The 13,282-nt window shown below is 47.3% G+C and carries 11 protein-coding genes and 1 tRNA gene; 4 read left to right on the plus strand and 8 right to left on the minus strand.

The window, feature by feature from the left end:
* Nucleotides 1-36 precede the first annotated feature (36 nt).
* The gene (locus tag H515_RS0105140; protein ID WP_025876123.1) at nt 37-1,950 is read right to left on the minus strand and encodes an LptF/LptG family permease; all 1,914 of its coding nucleotides are present in this window, start codon (nt 1,948-1,950) and stop codon (nt 37-39) included.
* A gap of 141 nt (nt 1,951-2,091) precedes the next feature.
* Complete coding sequence (locus tag H515_RS0105145; RefSeq protein ID WP_025876121.1) at nt 2,092-2,487, minus strand: START-like domain-containing protein; 396 nt, start codon at nt 2,485-2,487, stop codon at nt 2,092-2,094.
* 139 nt (nt 2,488-2,626) lie between these two features.
* Between H515_RS0105145 and H515_RS0105150 the strand changes: the two genes are divergently transcribed.
* A tRNA-Met gene (locus H515_RS0105150) sits at nt 2,627-2,700 on the plus strand.
* A gap of 145 nt (nt 2,701-2,845) precedes the next feature.
* On the opposite strand, the gene H515_RS0105155 is transcribed toward H515_RS0105150, so the two are convergent.
* From H515_RS0105155 to H515_RS14470, 3 genes are all read right to left on the minus strand, one after another.
* Nucleotides 2,846-3,442, minus strand: coding sequence for a hypothetical protein (locus H515_RS0105155; RefSeq protein ID WP_025876119.1), 597 nt, complete (start codon nt 3,440-3,442; stop codon nt 2,846-2,848).
* A gap of 14 nt (nt 3,443-3,456) precedes the next feature.
* Entirely contained in the window at nt 3,457-3,942 is a 486-nt protein-coding gene (locus H515_RS0105160; protein ID WP_025876118.1) for an RNA polymerase sigma factor, read from the minus strand.
* Between the two features lie 185 nt (nt 3,943-4,127).
* Nucleotides 4,128-4,325 (minus strand): hypothetical protein, encoded by a 198-nt coding sequence (locus tag H515_RS14470; protein ID WP_025876116.1) that lies wholly within the window; start codon nt 4,323-4,325, stop codon nt 4,128-4,130.
* Nucleotides 4,326-4,557: 232 nt separating this feature from the next.
* On the opposite strand from H515_RS14470, the gene H515_RS14475 reads away from it, so the two are divergent.
* Nucleotides 4,558-4,752: a hypothetical protein gene (locus H515_RS14475; protein ID WP_154653649.1), complete on the plus strand. Its 195-nt coding sequence runs from the start codon at nt 4,558-4,560 to the stop codon at nt 4,750-4,752.
* 274 nt (nt 4,753-5,026) lie between these two features.
* Here H515_RS14475 and H515_RS0105175 read toward each other — a convergent pair whose 3' ends face one another.
* Entirely contained in the window at nt 5,027-7,501 is a 2,475-nt protein-coding gene (locus tag H515_RS0105175) for a carboxypeptidase-like regulatory domain-containing protein (RefSeq protein WP_051274671.1), read from the minus strand.
* Nucleotides 7,502-7,590: 89 nt separating this feature from the next.
* The gene (locus tag H515_RS13025) at nt 7,591-8,445 is read right to left on the minus strand and encodes a GLPGLI family protein (RefSeq protein ID WP_161625399.1); all 855 of its coding nucleotides are present in this window, start codon (nt 8,443-8,445) and stop codon (nt 7,591-7,593) included.
* 165 nt (nt 8,446-8,610) lie between these two features.
* Here H515_RS13025 and H515_RS0105185 point away from each other — a divergent pair, with 165 nt between their 5' ends.
* A complete protein-coding gene (locus H515_RS0105185; protein WP_025876112.1) occupies nt 8,611-9,708 on the plus strand; it encodes a winged helix-turn-helix domain-containing protein in 1,098 nt (365 codons plus the stop codon).
* 235 nt (nt 9,709-9,943) lie between these two features.
* Here H515_RS0105185 and H515_RS0105190 read toward each other — a convergent pair whose 3' ends face one another.
* Nucleotides 9,944-11,515 (minus strand): helicase HerA-like domain-containing protein, encoded by a 1,572-nt coding sequence (locus H515_RS0105190; RefSeq protein WP_028901671.1) that lies wholly within the window; start codon nt 11,513-11,515, stop codon nt 9,944-9,946.
* Nucleotides 11,516-11,985: 470 nt separating this feature from the next.
* On the opposite strand from H515_RS0105190, the gene H515_RS0105200 reads away from it, so the two are divergent.
* Entirely contained in the window at nt 11,986-13,263 is a 1,278-nt protein-coding gene (locus H515_RS0105200; protein WP_028901672.1) for an MFS transporter, read from the plus strand.
* The last annotated feature ends 19 nt before the right edge of the window (nt 13,264-13,282 follow it).

A 13,282-nucleotide genomic window follows, 5' to 3' on the forward strand; every position in this document is an offset into this window, starting at 1 on the left:
AAATGTTGTATTATATATGTATGTTCCTTCGGGATGTCAACTCCTTTCAGAACTAAAATTATCTCTTATCTCTCTGATTATATTCTCGTTGACGTCCTTGATTACTTTGAGGTCTCTGTATAGCCTCAGCCTGAATCTCCACATGCGGAAGTAAAAGAACAATCCGGCAGGTATGATGACGGCCGCCACAATATTCATCCATCGCTTCTCGAATGGGCGTGTGTGCGCTTTAGTGACAAGTATTGGATACCGATTCAGCTCAGACATGATAGCTTTGTTGCGAGTGTTCGCCAAGTCCTCAATCACCTCTTCCAATTGTTTGCTGATGTTCTCAATCTCATGGTCGGGCTGAAAGACGAAGAATGTTCTGATGATGTTCGGAGGTGATTTCAAGTTCGTTTTTCTTGCATATTCAACAAGACTTTCGCTCATGTTGCTTAAGATGTCAGCATCTTTAGCATAGTCGGGTGTATGAATGATGACCTCCTTGCTGCTGATATGCCTTCTGATGCGCAATCCCAATATTCTCATGAACATATTGCGATACATGTCGATGTTGAACACCGCTGAATCGTTATTTGACTTGTAGGTGATGAAAATAGCCGTCGGGATGAGTACGGCCGGCGACAAGCTCTCTCCGAACCAGATGGCCCAGTCTCCAGCACGTGCCATACGGTAGCCTGTGTTTTGCAGGATGTAGTAAATGATGAACACAAGCACGCTGATGATAATGGGGACACCGAGCCCTCCTTTCCGGATGATTGCCCCCAACGGTGCTCCGATGAAGAAGAAGATGATACAAGTAAGCGCCAGCAAGTATTTGTTGATGATTTCAATCTCGTGTTGGCGGATGAGATTGTCGCCGTCTTTGGTTATCATGCTCTTGAAATCCAAGTCGCTGATTTCCTGTTGTACGTCCGAAAGCGCACGGTCAACAATCATGCGTCTTTCGTCTGGCCTCAGCTTGTTGTAGATGGAATCTATATTGAAATCCTTGTCGGCCACCCTTTTCTTAACCGCCGCATACTCCTTTGGTTTCAGGCGTTGAATCGGGTAGTAGAGGGCTTGTGCATCCTTGTAGTATGCTTTTCCGATACTGTCATATACGTGAACCAGTGAATCCTTGTCTTTCAATATCTTTCCAATGCCCTTTGTTTGTGCCTTGTTCGAAATGCCCGCCATGTCAGTCAGGTTGAAGTCGGCATCAAAGTCCATGATTATTTTTTTATGCGTGAAAGTCTCTCGTCTGTAAGGAACACTGGCACTGCTGCCCAGCTCTTGCGAACGCATGTTCTCGAACCATTCCCCGTTCCATAGGTTTAGGATGAGGTGTTTCTTTTCTGCTGTTGACTGCAACATGCCAGAGTCAGCCAGAATGATAGCTTGGTCTTCGTAGCTGTCGGTCATTCTGTAAACCATGATGTTGTAAAGGTGCCCCGTGTTCAGGTCTTTCTTTTCTACGTAGAGGTTCGTCTGTGGAATACCGTCGTAGAAGATGCCCTCTGGTATTTCCAACTCCGGACTCTTTTGTTTCATTGAGATGAGCAACTGCGCAATGTGTTTCTGAGAGTCAGGACCTATATTGTTCTGAAAATAAAAAGAACCTAAAGCAATCAGAACAGTGGCGATAATCAGTCCGCGGAATGACTGTATCAGCGAAATACCAGATGCCTTGATAGCTGTAAGCTCCGAACTCTCTCCAAGGTTGCCATAAGTAATCAGTGAAGAGAGAAGAATTGCCAGAGGAAGTGCTTGTGGCACCATCATAAGGCTCATGTACCAAAAGAATTGTGCAAGGACGTCCATGGAAAGTCCTTTGCCGATGAGGGTGTCAACATATTTCCATAGAAACTGCATCATCAGAACAAATAAGCTGATGAAGAAAGTTCCCGCAAAGAGCATCCCGAACTGCTTTGCAATAAATATGTCTAACTTCTTGATTCTGAACATCGTCAAAAGCAGAAAATGCATTCATTTGCAAATCTCGTGCAAAAGTACACAAAATAATTAGAGTAGCCACCGTTTTTTATTTTTTTATTACCGTGGTAGCGCTCACGCATTGCTAATGATGGCGACGATGCTTTGCCAGTTTTACATTCCTGTCGATAACCTGAGCCTGTCTATATTGCCATTCCAAATCTCCCGAAGTTCATCGAGGTCTTCTAAGGAAGCGAAGTCAGTGATGTGCAAATGGTAGTTTTCGGTCACTTCGCCCTTCGACATTCTTATCTCCCAATAAGTTTTCTTGTCGTCTTCGTATTCCCAGTACCATCGTATTCTGTCTCTGTTGACGGTCTCCAGAACCTTGGCGGTATGGGTTTGTGACAGTTGTTCTGGATTTCCCCAAGTAAAGGTTGTTCGTTCACCGTTGGTTTGAACATCGTCGGCCAACCATTTTTTTAGTCCGTTGTCCGTACTGATGAGTGCCCAAATCAATTTAGCAGACTTAGACCTCAACTCGTATTCTAATTCGATTTTTTCCTTCATGCAGACCCTTGTCTAAATTTGTTATTTGCAAATTTAAGAAATTTTCCATCTCGCAAAATAAAATCTAAGATAAATTTGTTCGATTCATTTTTTTTTAATACCTTTGCAACCGCTTTTCAAAATGAAAGCTGAAAATGATGGCGGGATAGCTCAGTTGGTTAGAGCGTCGGATTCATAATCCGGAGGTCCGGGGATCGTAGCCCCGTCCCGCTACATTGGTAATTAAAAGAGGAGTTGCGAAGAAATTCGCAACTCCTTTTTTCGTCTCGTCAGAAAACAGGTGAGGACTTCAATTCTACTTGTTGAGAGAAACCCGTTTAAGTTCCGTGGAATCCTCTGTGAGACACTGCTATCACGATTACATAGGGCGCTTCAGTTCCTCCACATAATCGAGGATGGACTGGTATTTCTTCTGTATTTGGGTGTGGACGCGAAATCCGATTATTGCTCCGATGATTCCACCTATCGTTCCGCCAATGGCCATGCTGGTGGCGATCTCCGTATTTCCCTGACCGGTTATCTCGATAAGGAACCACAGAAACCATGCGATAGCTATTGGGATTCCGATCTTCAGCCAGTCGTGATCGAGTTTCTTGGCTTTTGCCACCCGTGTCCCCACTTCTGTGAGTTCCATCTCCATCAGTCTGTCTGAGCGCAGGTCCTTTCCGTTGAAGTAAGTGTAAACCAGCGTCAAGAGGAAGAAAGTGGCGGTGAATACTGAAAAAGCTATCGACAGGTGAAAAATAAAGTAGAAGAGCCAGATGCAGTAGGGTATCATGACAATACTTAGAATCGTCATGACCAGATACTTTTGATTGATGAACGTCACATGCTGTTTCATGGCATTCCGAATCATCTGCTGATTGACAATTTGCTGTTTCTCCAATCGCGACTTGAACTCTCTGAGCTCGGCGCGAAGTTGTTCCAAATCCTGATTTTGAATCGTTGTTTCCATTTTTCCTGTTGGTTTTAATCGTTTGACATGTTCTTTAATTCCTCTTTGATACGATAGAGACGCACCGAGACATTCTTTGGCTTGATGCCGACGATGGCCCCTATCTCCTCATAGCTCATGTTCTCAAGCCAGAGCATGATGATGGCGCGGTCAAAAGCTCCCAGCCGTCCAATTCGCTGGCGTAGCATTTCCATCTGCCGCGAGTTGCGGTCGTCCTCCTCGAAGGGGTTGATGTCCATTACTAAAGGTTCTGTTCGGTGCCGCCGTTTCTTGCGGTCGAGCGAGATGCAGACGTTCAGACTGATGCGATAAATCCATGAATTGACCTTGCTCCTGCCCTCGAATGAGTCGAAGCTCTTCCATAAGTTGATGAGGACTTCCTGAAACAGGTCGCTGACCTCATCCTGATCTTTTGAAAACATGTAGCAAATCGTGTAAATCGTGCTACGATGTTCGCGTACCATCTGTTCGAACTGCCGTTCTTTCTCTACATTGCTCATTTTCGTTTTTTAAATGTTCTGACTCTAAGTCGCAAGAAGTGGACGAAAAACTACAGGAATTTCATATTTTTTTTGATATTTGATGTAAAATCTATTGGAAACATGTCCCCGAACCGGTGTTGATGCCCCGATGTCCCACTTGAATGGGCCGGAAGTGGCAACGGCTGCGCATGTCGAATACAAAGTTAAGCAAATCTCCGCATTCGTCTGTCATTTGTCTTTCGAAAAGTGATGACGGTCATCACATTTCTTCCTTTCTTTTGTCCGCTTACGCCCGCATCGTCGGTCGTTGGATCGTATGTTCGCAATGAGATGATGAAAATATGCTTCCTGCCTGATTTCATTCGCTTGTCGGCATCTTTCTTCTCGTTCTCTCTGGCCATAGTCCGCTACGTCTCCAATCGAACGACAAACAAGCTGCTCTGCAATCAAGCAAAATCAGTATATGCTCAAATTACCGATTTGGGTTAAAACTGTCGGAATTTCAGCGGTGATGTTTTTTGAATCAAAAGGTGAGCTTTGACATGACGAAAGGTCACCTTTCACCTTGCGAAAGCTGACCTTTTGGAATGTGTTTTCTAAGGTGTTGATTGACAGTGCTTTATAAGGGTGGTTGTGAAAGACCTGAGGTTGACAGTCGGTATGGTCTGCCCGATGCGTGTAGGCTGGCTTTTCGACTTATGGCTGTTGAGCTTCGGCAAGACTATTGGTGGAGGCTGGAATCCACATCAGACCCTGTTCGGAGTGAAAAACGGAAGAGGATGTTTCCGATGGTGTGATCATCAGATTGTCAGTGCCACTCTGATTTGACTTTGACAGATGATGAAACGTATGGCGGGCATAATTCGTCGGGCGCCCTAAGCTCACTGCGAAGCGTCTGTTTCTTTCCAAAGGTGTGTTCTATAAATCACCAACGCAATTGCAAGTGGAATCATCGTGCGTTGCGTCTTTTCTTCTTTTGCATTCCTTTCGACTCAAAGTGTAGGTTCGCTCAGCCCTTTTGTCCATTACGTTCCTTTGCTCCCTTACATTATTTGTTCAGCAAGAAGTGTAAAATCCAGAAAGGCTTATTCATGGAATCCATTTAAAGCGAATACTGTAGGCTCAGCAGAATCTCGCACCCTCTTAGGTGGTAATAGTCGGTTGATGAGCTTATTCCTGTTATTTGGCTGACGATGTATTCCTTTTTATTGAACAAGTTGGTCAGATACAGTGAGATGCGAATCTTCTCCATGCGCCATACCGCTTTAGCGTCGGCCAGCAAAGTGTTGACAGAATTGCCTTGTTGCAGTTCGTTGCGATAATGTGTCATGGCGCAGGTCAGGTCTATTGCCCCGAAAGTGGAGGTGAGCGACAGGCTATGTTTCCAGCCAAACAGCGTGGTCATCGCAGAGGTGTTGCTCCAGCTGAAACGGCCTTGATAGCTGAGCGCTCCCCATGCCGGCGAAAATTCGATGTTGGGCATCAGGTCGTAGGTGCGTGAGTGGTATTTCAACAGGTTGCCATCCGCCAGCTGTTGTCCGTTAGCGTAAATGAAACTACCGCCGAGCCGTGTCTTTAGGTGTAGGTCGTAGAACCCTTTCGACACCGATGCCTCGGCCTGCCAATAGTCATTTTGCGTGTCGTGTTCTCTCATCGATAGATAATATTTGCCGTCGGCAATCGTAAAGTCGGTGATGGTGTTTCGCCAATTCCGTCCCATCGTCATGTTGGAATTGAAGAAAAACTCTTTGATAGGTCGTTTGTAAACATAGTCCAGTGTAGCGAACAGTCCCGACGTCTGGGGCATCAGCCCCTCGTTTTCATAGAAAGTGCGGTAATTCTGCTGATATCGGCTCAAGGCAAAGCTGCTCATCTGCCCCGTCAGTTCGCTGTAGCTGCCGGTCAGTGTCCATTCGCTTCTCCGTCCAGCCTTCCATTTCAGGTAGATGGAAGGTTGCCAGAGTAGGAAAGACCTTTGCTGGTGTGTGAGGCGCTCAAAGGACAGTCGGGGAGTGATGGCAGCCTGCAGCTTGCCTCTTTCGTATTGAAAGAACGGTGTCAGATAGGCCGACAGTTTGGTGTTGTTGCCCATCGTATTCAGGTTTTGGACGTCAATGCCGGCAGAGTACTGTTGTGTCAGGTAGAGGCGCTTGCGCAGCCAGCCGGCCGACAGTGCCAAATGCCATAGATTGGTCTTAAGGCGCGTCTTTCCATCGTTGATGTAAAGGTCGGGATTGGAGTGATGGAAGTCGATGCCCGTCTGCACCGACAGCTGCCCCTTGCCGACGGTGAAAAGGCGGTAGAGGCTTCCAGCCACGTCGATTTGCGGAGTTCTGATGCGCTGGGTCAGCGAATCGTTCATGACGGACAAGGCATCCACCTGACTTGCCGAAACTTCAAGTACGTCCTTTCCGTATGTCGTTTGCGTGTTGACTTTGTGCTCAATTTCTGAGGTCAGAAGGTCGTGCCTCAGAGTGAGGTGCTGTTTTTGACTTGTTGTCGTGGGAATGGGCGCTCCGAAGTCATAGACCGACTCATTCATGGTCTCCTGTCGCTCCACTGTCCGTAGGTAGTTGGCCGTAAATCGCAGTTCGCCATCGTTCCTCAGCTTCTGTATTCTGCTTGCTCCATACCGCTGCGAAGTGTTGAACCGCAGTCGCTCGGCATCAATCGGGGTATAGATGGAAGGCGTGGAGAACCACTGTGGCAACGTGGCTTGCGACTGTGCTCTTCCCGACGATGTCAGAACGTTCATCCCTGTCGATAAGTCGCGGCCCGTTCTGTCGTAAGCCAGTCCGTACATCCATTGCCTGTTCTTTCCAATCTGGAGAATATTGGCAGAGCCTCCCGGATGTGTGGGCTTGCCGACAAGCAGATGAGGACGCAAGGTGGAGAGGAGTTTGTCGCGCGTGTCGTCCTTCAGCACGATGTTCATTGCCACTGCATCGGTCAGAACCTTGCCCTCTAAAGCCTTGATGGGTTGGTCATGGTTGATGATTTCTGCATTCTTCACATCCTTTGCCTTGATGTTCTCCTCCAGTTGGTTGTAGCGTCCACCAGTCAGGTCCAATCCCTCTACGGTGAATCGGCTGAGCGCCTTCCCGTTAACCTTCAGCTCTCCGCCATCGCCGACCTCCACACCGGGCAGCTTTCTCAAAACATCCTTCAGCGAATTGTCGCGCTCGTTGGCAAATCTCGTGAGGTCATAGACAGTTGTGTCCTGTCTGCCGAGAATCCTTCTGCCCTTTACGGTCACTTCGTTCAGCTCAAAGGCCTCTTCCGTCATCAGCACCTTGGTCGCACCTCTTTCAGCAATCTTTGCTTTGGTCTTGGCATATCCGAGACTGCTGACCAGCAACGAGTCGTCCGCCTCTAATCCCTCAACACTGATTCTGAACTGTCCCTGTTGGTCGGTTCTGGTAAATTTCAGTGGCTTTCCATGCCTTACCAGCGTTACCGATGCACCCTTCACGGCTTTATTCGTAGTCGAATCTTCAACCACTCCGGTGATAAGTAACTGTGCCTGTACCGCAAGGACTGCGAGAAATGCGATGATCAACAAAATGAATCGTTTCATGTGCCAATAGTTTTGTGAGCCTAACGGGCGTCTTCGTTTGATAAGCAACGCTCTGCTACTGTTCGAATTGAGGCTGTAGCTTCCCTTTCCTACCACTCAATCAAGTTGTACGGTTTGGCTTTCGAGTGCTTGAGAGCGTTCCCGTTGCCATCGGTTATTGTGATGGAGTTGCGCACCGAGGCGGGATAAATCATCAGCGTGTATCCGATTGGATCGGAAAAATACTGCTTATACACTTTGTTTAATGCTTTTCGGCTGATTAATTCAAAGTCTTTTCCTTTGTAAACGATGGCGGCGCCTCCCTGAACATTCTTCAGTCCCACAGCCTTGAACACGAATTCATTGTCTGAATCGTTGGCGGAGAGTACCAGTCCCGGAAGTCCCTGCAGCTTCCACGGCCCATTATCAATGGGAATGTTCTCCGCATACCAAGCATACCACGTTCGACCCTTGAAGTTTGCCACCGCCAATCGACAGTCGTACCCCAAAATGGCTTTCGAACTGTCGGCAATCAATGTCCAATCGGGAGTGTTCATCTGCTCTTCGACGGCAAATCCGCTCATCGCCACCTTGTCAAGGAACATGGATTTTCCTACCGTGGGATAGTTCTTATAATATTGCCAGCTCACTTTTGGAATCGCATTTATCTCAAACGACCCCTCCTTGTCGGACATAGCGAAAATGACTGAGTCAACTTGGAACGCAAGATAGCTGAAGAAAGCCGATGAGCTGTCGCCCACTTGAAGGAGCATTCGCTCGCTAATGCTTTTATTGTTGCCGGGCGTTCGGTCATAGACTTGTCTCAAGTCGTACAAAATTTCGTACCTAATCCGGTCTATTGGCTCACTGGTTGAGCTGAAAGACTCCCCCGGTGACATGGCCGACTGTGCCCAACTGCATACCGACAGTCCACACAAGACGATACTGGAGATAATTCTTTTCATAATCATTTGTATTTGTTTTCGGGCAAAGTTATCGCTAACCATCGATGAAACCGTCTCTTTTTCTTATCCGTTTCTTACTTCCAGCCATTATTTTTCTTACTAAATTCTTACTATAGCTATTTATCTGATGAAAATGGTTTATCTTTGTCGAAACAATTAAATCTAATGGACAAGCGAATAAAAATAGTTTGGTATCTCAGTGTCACCACCATCTTGCTCATTTTCGTAGGGCAAGCCTACTGGATTTATTCCCAATACCAATATGCCGGCGATATGTTGGCAGAACAAATGAAGAGAGAATGCACCACGGCCATCAAGGACGAGCAAGGAATCAGGGAGGTCAGGCGCATGAAGGAAACAGAAAAAGACAATCGGTTCAACAAGATCAGGATTGCATCGAAGTCCGTAAATAAAAATGCCAACGAGTCGAACCGAATACTTGACGTCACTTACACGTTGGGAGACAATACCCGTTATTTCATCAGGGTGAAAGGATTGAGCAATGATGAGTTGTCGATGATTCTTGACCGATACATAATTGCCTGCTTCAAGCCCATCCAAGCACAGACCATTGATTCGGTGATGGCAAGCAAGGGCTATGCCGGCATGAGGGATTTCAGGACCATTCGCAAGGAGGGTGTTGTGATGTTGCCGCAATATGAGGTAACAACAGGATTGAGAAAGATGCTGAAAGTAGCTTATTGCAGCAATCCTTTGAGGAAGGAGGCTGTCACCTTCGCCATTCCAATCCCCGTCAATACAATTATAAAGACCTTGACGTGGCAGTTGGGTGCGTCGCTTTTGCTCTTGCTCGTTTTGGCTTTTTGTCTCTATTATCAGATTAAAACCATCATGATTCAGAAACGAATCGACGCCATGCGTCATGAGTTCATGAAAAATATGATATTCGAGATGAAACAACCCGTTGAGCCTAATGCCGCCGAAGATGTGCTACGTATCGGCGATACTGATTTCAGGTACAGCATGAATGAGCTTCAGCATGAGTCCGAACGAGTGATGCTCACCTCAAGGCAAGCCGAAATCTTCAAGATTCTGAGCGATTCGCCCAATAGAATCGTACCACGCGAGCAGATTTTGCTTGCAGCGTGGGGCGATGACTCCTATTCGAACTCCATGGCACTGAACGTTCAGATAAGTTACCTGCGCCAGGCCATTAGGTCGGATGAGCGACTGGCCATTGAGGTTGTCTATAAGAAAGGATATATACTGAATGTAAAGGAGAAAGCCTGCAGGCAGTCATGACCGCAGGCTTTCTTATTCAACATGGCTCTGATCAGTTTCAGTTATGCGAAACGTCGTGACAGCCTTCCTTTTCTTTGTGCCTTCTTGTTTTTATTCGGCATCTTTCCATTTCCTGTCAACGGTATGACGGGCCATGACTTTTCAGAAACACGGAAAAGACAGGCCAGCCACCGAATCCGATATTTCTATAAAATAGGTTTGCTGGCCCAGTCTTTCATGATGGTTTGCTGTCTAATTATTTTATCAAGTTGCCCAATATGCTCCGAGTTAGCTCACGTGTCATGGTGCGGGTAGCGGCGGAAGTGGCGTTCTTCACGACTCTTCCAGTGGCGCTTGTGGTGGAACGCGACTTCTTGCCCGTCACTTTGTTTGAAATAGCTGTCCCCAAAACCGTCGCCAGCGTTGCGGTGATGGCAGTCAGGATGGACTTCAATATTTTACCGATGACCGACGAGCCTTTCTTCTGCGTTGTTGCCTGCTCTGTTTTCTCTATATTCTTCTCATTCTGCTGCGTGGCAACCTGTTGCTCCATTTTCAGGAGTTGCTCGTAAGCACTTTCGCGATCCACTGGATTGTCGTACTTCCCCGCAACATTGGAATGTTGTATGATCTCCTTTCGCTGGTCATCGGTGATGGCGCCAATCTGACTCAACGGGAACAGCACCTTGGCCCGTTCGGCAATCTGTGGGGCACCCTTCTCATCGAGGAATGACACAAGAGCCTCACCGGTTTCGAGGTTCATAATGGCCTCGTCGGTCTTGAAAGCTGGGTTCTCGCGGAATGTTTCGGCGGCAGCCTTCACAGCTTTCTGGTCTTTTGGGGTGTAGGCCCGGAGCGCATGCTGAAGCCTGTTACCCAACTGTCCGAGAATGTTCAATGGAATGTCAGTGGGACTCTGCGTGATGAAGTAGATGCCCACGCCCTTGCTACGGATCAGCTTGATGACCTGTTCTATCTTGTCAGTGAGTGCCTTGGATGTTCCCTTGAACAGCATGTGGGCCTCGTCGAAGAAGAAAACCAGCTTTGGCAGAGGCTGGTCGCCCACTTCCGGCAGCGAGGTGTATAGCTCCGACATCAGCCACAATAGGAAAGTGGAATAAAGTTTGGGCTGCATCATCAGTTTGTCGGCGGCCAAAACGTTCATGATACCCTTACCACCCTCGGTTTGCAGCAGATCGTTGATGTCGAATGACGGTTCGCCAAAGAACTTGTCGGCTCCTTGTCCTTCCAACGTGAGCAAGGCTCTCTGTATGGCTCCGATGGAGGCTGTCGAGATGTTGCCGTACTTTGTGGTATATTCGCCTGCATGACTCCCCACGTAGTCGAGCATGGAACGGAGGTCTTTCATGTCGAGAATGAGTAGTCCCCGTTCATCGGCCACCCGGAAAACAATATTGAGGACACCTGCTTGGGTTTCGTTAAGCTCCAATAGGCGGGTGAGAAGTTCGGGGCCCATCTCCGAAACTGTTGCGCGCATGGGATGCCCCTGCTCGCCAAACACATCGAAGAAACGCACCGGACATGACTGGAACTGTGGTGAGGCAATGCCGAACTCGGTCATGCGCTTCTCGATGAAGTCTGAAAGTTTGCCCACTTGGCTGATACCTGATAGGTCGCCCTTCATGTCGGCCATGAAGCAAGGTACTCCTGCTTGGCAGAACGACTCTGCAATCACCTGAAGGCTCACGGTCTTACCTGTACCTGTCGCACCGGCGATGAGGCCATGACGATTCGCCATCTTTCCGTTCATCACGATTGGACCATTGGTCCCATGTGCAATGTATAATCCTTGTTCTTGTGTGTACATAATGTCCTCTAATTTTGCTATTTGTCCGTAAAGTTAAGTTTTTCCCTTGACAATTGAAAATTTAATGGATTAAATAGTTGATAATATTTATATTTTCTTTAATAATGCCATTATCTTGTCAAGAATTTTCATCATTAGCTTACGATAACTTGGCTTTTATGTTGTCGTTGGTAAGCTATGGTATTGCGAAAGGTAAGGTTTCACACGGTCAAAGATGAGCTTTTTGAAGGTAAAATATATTTGCTTGTAAATCAGCTGTTTATTAAGTTGTCTGCCGAGGCTGTTTTGTCAAGTTTTTTCTTTTCCGTACTTTTCGGACCGTTGCGGGCCAACGGATGCAGACTGCCTGACAGATTCTTAGGCTATTTTGTGGGATGGAATGAACGTTGTTTGAGCTTTTTTCTTTATCTTTGCAAGCGTTGCGCTTTCGCGGCACAGCATAATGATGAACCAAATTAATAAACGGAACATTGAAATCAAATTATAATACATCGCCTTGGGCATGGGTGCCAACGCTTTATTTCGTTGAGGGATTACCCAATGTGGCGGTGACCTTGCTTTCCCTCGTATTGTATCGGCAGATGGGGTTGACCGATGCTGAGATAACATTCTACACTTCGTGGTTCTATCTTCCGTGGGTGATAAAGCCCTTGTGGAGTCCGTTCCTCGATTTGCTGAAAACGAAGCGATGGTGGATTGTCGCTATGCAGACGTTGTTAGGTGCGGCGTTTGCCGGTGTCGCTTTCACGGTCAATACTTCTTGGTGGCTACAAGGGTCAATTTGCTTCTTCTGGCTGTTGGCTTTCTCAAGTGCCACCCACGATGTCGGTGCTGACGGCTTCTATATGTTGGGCCTTAAGCAGCACGAGCAGGCATTCTTCGTGGGAATCCGCTCCACGTTCTTCCGTGTATCGTGGATTGTGGGCAAAGGAGGTCTGGTGGCTTTGGCTGGACTCTTGCAGGAAACGATGAACATTCAGATGTCGTGGGCGTTGATTTTCTATGCTTTAGCGGCTCTCTTCATCGGTATGTCGCTCTATCATAACTTCATTTTGCCCAAACCAGCAGAGGATTCGGAGCGCGGAGGCTTAGACGCCACAAGTCTGTTGAGGGAGTTCGGAGCCACATTCGTCACCTTTTTCGAGAAGAAACAGATTTGGGTGGCCATCGCCTTTATGCTTCTTTTCCGTTTTCCAGAGGCATTGCTCAATCCTGTGTCGCCTCTTTTCCTGCAAGCGCCAAAACATGTCGGTGGTTTGCAGTTGTCACTTGAGGCCTTTGGTATGGTGAACGGAACGGTGGGTGTCGTGGGGTTGCTTTTGGGAGGCATTCTTGGTGGACTGGTAGCCAGTGAAGGCGGACTGAAAAAGTGGCTTTGGCCGATGACCATTGCCATCACGCTGCCGAATATGGCATATGTTTATCTCGGTTTTGTGATGCCTACAAGTCTTTTTGCCATCAGTCTGGCCATCTTTATCGAGAATTTCGGCTATGGTTTCGGATTCAGTGCCTACATGCTCTTTATGATTTATTTCAGTCAGGGTGACCACAAAACCAGTCATTACGCCCTTTGTACGGGATTTATGGCGCTGTCGATGATGTTGCCGGGTTTCTTTGCTGGAGCATTGGCAGACTGGGTAGGCTACGATTGGTTTTTCGTGATTGTCATGGTGTCATGCGTATTCCCATTCTTGGTTGCGTCTTTGTTGAAGATAGACCCTGAGTTTGGAAAGAAAGGCAAAGAATAGTCGATCGGCTGGTTATGTC

Source organism: Prevotella corporis DSM 18810 = JCM 8529, assembly GCF_000430525.1.
GTDB lineage: Bacteria > Bacteroidota > Bacteroidia > Bacteroidales > Bacteroidaceae > Prevotella > Prevotella corporis.

Excerpts from the sequence above, each read along its gene's own strand:
- H515_RS0105140 (WP_025876123.1), bottom strand. The coding sequence starts at position 1,950 with ATGTTCAGAATCAAGAAGTTAGACATATTTATTGCAAAGCAGTTCGGG.
- H515_RS0105145 (WP_025876121.1), bottom strand. The coding sequence starts at position 2,487 with ATGAAGGAAAAAATCGAATTAGAATACGAGTTGAGGTCTAAGTCTGCT.
- H515_RS0105155 (WP_025876119.1), bottom strand. The coding sequence starts at position 3,442 with ATGGAAACAACGATTCAAAATCAGGATTTGGAACAACTTCGCGCCGAG.
- H515_RS0105160 (WP_025876118.1), bottom strand. The coding sequence starts at position 3,942 with ATGAGCAATGTAGAGAAAGAACGGCAGTTCGAACAGATGGTACGCGAA.
- H515_RS14470 (WP_025876116.1), bottom strand. The coding sequence starts at position 4,325 with ATGGCCAGAGAGAACGAGAAGAAAGATGCCGACAAGCGAATGAAATCA.
- H515_RS0105175 (WP_051274671.1), bottom strand. The coding sequence starts at position 7,501 with ATGAAACGATTCATTTTGTTGATCATCGCATTTCTCGCAGTCCTTGCG.
- H515_RS13025 (WP_161625399.1), bottom strand. The coding sequence starts at position 8,445 with ATGAAAAGAATTATCTCCAGTATCGTCTTGTGTGGACTGTCGGTATGC.
- H515_RS0105185 (WP_025876112.1), top strand. The coding sequence starts at position 8,611 with ATGGACAAGCGAATAAAAATAGTTTGGTATCTCAGTGTCACCACCATC.
- H515_RS0105190 (WP_028901671.1), bottom strand. The coding sequence starts at position 11,515 with ATGTACACACAAGAACAAGGATTATACATTGCACATGGGACCAATGGT.